Consider the following 5,524-nt stretch of genomic DNA (forward strand, 5'->3'; position numbering starts at 1 on the left):
CAAAGCAAAAACCCCCTGCAGCATGGCTGCAGGGGGTTTGCATGGGGAGTCTGGCGATGACCTACTTTCACACGGGAACCCGCACTATCATCGGCGCTGAGTCGTTTCACGGTCCTGTTCGGGATGGGAAGGCGTGGGACCAACTCGCTATGGTCGCCAGACGTAACTGGTTGAGTTACGACTGTTTACTAGTCATATCTCTGAATTCGATAGAAGAAGCAAAGGCTCGGTTTGATTGTGTCGAGCTTGTCGCAACACACCCGAACCACGCGGTTCAGGTTATAGGATCAAGCCTCACGGGCAATTAGTATCGGTTAGCTTAACGCATTACTGCGCTTCCACACCCGACCTATCAACGTGGTGGTCTTCCACGACCCTTCAGGGGAATCAAGTTCCCAGGGAAATCTCATCTTGAGGCAAGTTTCGCGCTTAGATGCTTTCAGCGCTTATCTCTTCCGCATTTAGCTACCCGGCGATACCACTGGCGTGATAACCGGTACACCAGAGATGCGTCCACTCCGGTCCTCTCGTACTAGGAGCAGCCCCCCTCAAATTTCCAACGCCCACTGCAGATAGGGACCAAACTGTCTCACGACGTTTTGAACCCAGCTCACGTACCACTTTAAATGGCGAACAGCCATACCCTTGGGACCGGCTACAGCCCCAGGATGTGATGAGCCGACATCGAGGTGCCAAACTCCGCCGTCGATGTGAACTCTTGGGCGGAATCAGCCTGTTATCCCCGGAGTACCTTTTATCCGTTGAGCGATGGCCCTTCCATACAGAACCACCGGATCACTATGTCCTGCTTTCGCACCTGCTCGACGTGTCAGTCTCGCAGTCAAGCTACCTTGTGCCATTACACTATCAGTACGATGTCCGACCGTACCTAGGTAACCTTCGAGCTCCTCCGTTACACTTTGGGAGGAGACCGCCCCAGTCAAACTGCCTACCATGCACGGTCCCCGATCCCGATAAGGGACCCAGGTTAGAACCTCAAACACACCAGGGTGGTATTTCAAGGACGGCTCCACAGAAACTAGCGTCTCTGCTTCAAAGCCTCCCACCTATCCTACACAAGTCTGTTCAAAGTCCAATGCAAAGCTACAGTAAAGGTTCACGGGGTCTTTCCGTCTAGCAGCGGGGAGATTGCATCTTCACAAACACTTCAACTTCGCTGAGTCTCAGGAGGAGACAGTGTGGCCATCGTTACGCCATTCGTGCGGGTCGGAACTTACCCGACAAGGAATTTCGCTACCTTAGGACCGTTATAGTTACGGCCGCCGTTTACCGGGGCTTCGATCAAGAGCTTGCACCCCATCAATTAACCTTCCGGCACCGGGCAGGCGTCACACCCTATACGTCCACTTTCGTGTTAGCAGAGTGCTGTGTTTTTGATAAACAGTCGCAGCCACCTTTTCACTGCAACCTCTTCGAGCTCCACGAGCAAGTCGCTTCACCCTACAGAGGCACACCTTCTCCCGAAGTTACGGTGTCAATTTGCCGAGTTCCTTCTCCTGAGTTCTCTCAAGCGCCTTAGAATTCTCATCCTGCCCACCAGTGTCGGTTTGCGGTACGGTCAATTCTGAGCTGAAGCTTAGTGGCTTTTCCTGGAAGCATAGGATCAATCACTTCAGGCCCAATGGGCCCTCGTCGTCACGCCTCAGTGTTAACAGGGATCCGGATTTGCCTAAACCCCCCACCTACACGCTTAAACCGGGACATCCAACACCCGGCTGACCTACCTTTCTCCGTCCCCACATCGCACTCAGAATCGGTACAGGAATATTAACCTGTTTCCCATCGACTACGCTTTTCAGCCTCGCCTTAGGGGCCGACTCACCCTACGCCGATTAACGTTGCGTAGGAAACCTTGGGCTTTCGGCGAACGGGCTTTTCACCCGTTTTAACGCTACTCATGTCAGCATTCGCACTTCCGATACCTCCAGCAACCTTTACAAGTCACCTTCACAGGCTTACGGAACGCTCCCCTACCATATGTACAGAGTACATATCCGCGTCTTCGGTTATCAATTTGAGCCCCGTTACATCTTCCGCGCAGGACGACTCGACCAGTGAGCTATTACGCTTTCTTTAAATGATGGCTGCTTCTAAGCCAACATCCTGGCTGTCTATGCCTTCCCACCTCGTTTTCCACTTAATTGATCATTTGGGACCTTAGACGGCGGTCTGGGTTGTTTCCCTCTTGACACCGGACGTTAGCACCCGATGTCTGTCTCCCAAGCTCGCACTTAACGGTATTCAGAGTTTGCCATGGTTTGGTAAGTCGCGATGACCCCCTAGCCATAACAGTGCTTTACCCCCGTTAGTGATACTTGAGGCACTACCTAAATAGTTTTCGGGGAGAACCAGCTATTTCCAGGTTTGTTTAGCCTTTCACCCCTATCCACAGCTCATCCCCTAATTTTGCAACATTAGTGGGTTCGGACCTCCAGTGCGTGTTACCGCACCTTCATCCTGGCCATGGATAGATCACCTGGTTTCGGGTCTACGCCCAGCAACTGATCGCCCTATTCGGACTCGGTTTCCCTACGCCTCCCCTATTCGGTTAAGCTCGCTACTGAACGTAAGTCGCTGACCCATTATACAAAAGGTACGCAGTCACCCCACAAGGAGGCTCCCACTGTTTGTATGCATCCGGTTTCAGGTTCTATTTCACTCCCCTCCCGGGGTTCTTTTCGCCTTTCCCTCACGGTACTGGTTCACTATCGGTCGATCACGAGTATTTAGCCTTGGAGGATGGTCCCCCCATCTTCAGACAGGATTTCTCGTGTCCCGCCCTACTTTTCGTACGCTCAGTACCACAATTGTCTTTTCGCCTACGGGGCTATCACCCACTATGGCCGGACTTTCCATTCCGTTTGGCTAAGACTACTGCTATCACGTACAGGCTCTTCCCATTTCGCTCGCCACTACTTTGGGAATCTCGGTTGATTTCTTTTCCTCCGGCTACTTAGATGTTTCAGTTCGCCGGGTTCGCTTCACATGACCTATGTATTCAGTCATGGATGACCCAAAAGGGCCGGGTTTCCCCATTCGGATATCTGCGGATCAAAGCTTGTTTGCCAGCTCCCCGCAGCTTTTCGCAGGCTGCCGCGTCCTTCATCGCCTGTGATCGCCAAGGCATCCACCAGATGCACTTAGTCGCTTGATCCTATAACCTCAAACACGTAGTTCAAGATTACAAGCTGTGTTTGCGACTTCGAATTCTCTCGAATTCAAAACTCGATGCAATCAAACCCATTCATTACTGAATAAATTTGAGTTTTGCTTCTTCTATCTTGTTAAAGAGCGATACAGAGAATAAATTCTCGTCCAACTGAAGCAGTCAGAACTAAAACCACTGAATCTTCCGATCCAGCGCTTTTAACACTGAGTACTTGAATGGTGGAGGCAGACGGGATCGAACCGACGACCCCCTGCTTGCAAAGCAGGTGCTCTCCCAACTGAGCTATGCCCCCATCGGATCAAACTGTTTGTCCATCCGCAAAGCAAATGGTGGGTCAAGCTGGAATCGAACCAGCGACCCCCGCCTTATCAAGACGGTGCTCTAACCGACTGAGCTACTGACCCAGTTCTCCGTATCTCTAACGTACAGCCGATGAGTGTGAATGCTTAATGAGGCATTATCTTTAAAGGAGGTGATCCAGCCGCAGGTTCCCCTACGGCTACCTTGTTACGACTTCACCCCAGTCATGAATCCCACCGTGGTAAGCGGCCTCCTTACGGTTAGCCTACCTACTTCTGGTGAAACCCACTCCCATGGTGTGACGGGCGGTGTGTACAAGGCCCGGGAACGTATTCACCGCGACATGCTGATCCGCGATTACTAGCGATTCCGACTTCACGCAGTCGAGTTGCAGACTGCGATCCGGACTACGATTGGTTTTATGGGATTGGCTCCACCTCGCGGCTTCGCGACCCTCTGTTACCAACCATTGTATGACGTGTGAAGCCCTGGTCATAAGGGCCATGAGGACTTGACGTCATCCCCACCTTCCTCCGGTTTGTCACCGGCAGTCCCATTAAAGTGCTCAACTGAATGGTAGCAACTAATGGCAAGGGTTGCGCTCGTTGCGGGACTTAACCCAACATCTCACGACACGAGCTGACGACAGCCATGCAGCACCTGTGTTCTGGCTCCTTACGGCACTCCCAAATCTCTTCGGGATTCCAGACATGTCAAGACCAGGTAAGGTTTTTCGCGTTGCATCGAATTAATCCACATCATCCACCGCTTGTGCGGGCCCCCGTCAATTCCTTTGAGTTTTAACCTTGCGGCCGTACTCCCCAGGCGGTCTACTTCCCGCGTTAGCTGCGTTACTAAGCTCCGAAAAGCCCAACAACTAGTAGACATCGTTTAGGGCGTGGACTACCAGGGTATCTAATCCTGTTTGCTCCCCACGCTTTCGTGCATGAGTGTCAGTATCAGCCCAGGGGGTTGCCTTCGCCATCGGTGTTCCTCCACATCTCTACGCATTTCACTGCTACACGTGGAATTCCACCCCCCTCTGCCGTACTCTAGCGAGCCAGTCATCAATGCAGTTCCCAGGTTGAGCCCGGGGCTTTCACATCGATCTTAACAAGCCACCTGCGCACGCTTTACGCCCAGTAATTCCGATTAACGCTTGGACCCTACGTATTACCGCGGCTGCTGGCACGTAGTTAGCCGGTCCTTATTCTTCAGGTACTGTCATCCCCGACCCGTATTAGGGGCCAGGATTTCCTCCCTGACAAAAGGGCTTTACAACCCGAAGGCCTTCTTCACCCACGCGGCATTGCTGGATCAGGCTTTCGCCCATTGTCCAAGATTCCCCACTGCTGCCTCCCGTAGGAGTCTGGGCCGTGTCTCAGTCCCAGTGTGGCGGGTCGTCCTCTCAGACCCGCTACTGATCGTCGCCTTGGTGAGCCTTTACCTCACCAACTAGCTAATCAGCCATCGGCCGCTCCAATAACGTGAGGTCTTGCGATCCCCCACTTTCCCCCTCAGGGCGTATGCGGTATTAGCTTGCCTTTCGGCAGGTTATCCCCCATTACTGGGCACGTTCCGATGTATTACTCACCCGTTCGCCACTAACTTGCGGAGCAAGCCCCACAAGTCCGTTCGACTTGCATGTGTAAAGCATGCCGCCAGCGTTCAATCTGAGCCAGGATCAAACTCTTTCGTTTAATCACTGAATAATTGCGCACTTGCGTTAACTCAAAGAATTCGCCCAAGCACCGAAGCGCTCAAGCTGGTTCTATTTCATTAAGTGCAAGTACTTGATGCACTCATCAAGCACTCACACTCATCGGCTGTAATTTGTTAAAGATCGCTTGCTTCAGGACACTTCGCTCGGTAAACTCGGCGGGTTTCGCTTCGTTTCTTTCGCTGCGTCATCAGCAGAGAACGCAACTTTAAGCACTTCCCCTCCCCCCGTCAACACCCCGACGGAAAGAATTTCGCACCGAACCGATAAACCCCTGATCGGACAGCGAAATTTCGTCACCCCGATTTCAGCCC

The 5,524-nt window shown here is 52.5% G+C and carries 1 protein-coding gene, 2 tRNA genes and 3 rRNA genes; all 6 read right to left on the bottom strand.

What is annotated here, in order from left to right:
• Positions 1 to 48 precede the first annotated feature (48 nt).
• A 5S ribosomal RNA gene (rrf, locus tag IE097_RS19135) occupies positions 49 to 161 on the bottom strand.
• 122 nt (positions 162 to 283) lie between these two features.
• Positions 284 to 3,175, bottom strand: a 23S ribosomal RNA gene (locus IE097_RS19140).
• A 231-nt stretch (positions 3,176 to 3,406) separates the two neighbouring features.
• A tRNA-Ala gene (locus IE097_RS19145) sits at positions 3,407 to 3,482 on the bottom strand.
• Positions 3,483 to 3,517: 35 nt separating this feature from the next.
• Positions 3,518 to 3,594, bottom strand: a tRNA-Ile gene (locus IE097_RS19150).
• Between the two features lie 61 nt (positions 3,595 to 3,655).
• Positions 3,656 to 5,190 (bottom strand): 16S ribosomal RNA (locus IE097_RS19155).
• Together the 16S, 23S and 5S rRNA genes with 2 tRNA genes alongside form the textbook arrangement of a ribosomal RNA operon.
• A 152-nt stretch (positions 5,191 to 5,342) precedes the next feature.
• Positions 5,343 to 5,524, bottom strand: a 182-nt coding sequence (locus tag IE097_RS19450) for a hypothetical protein (protein WP_229797672.1), incomplete at its 5' end; no start/stop codon positions are given.

This window comes from Jeongeupia chitinilytica (assembly GCF_014652315.1).
Classification (GTDB): Bacteria; Pseudomonadota; Gammaproteobacteria; order Burkholderiales; family Chitinibacteraceae; genus Jeongeupia; species Jeongeupia chitinilytica.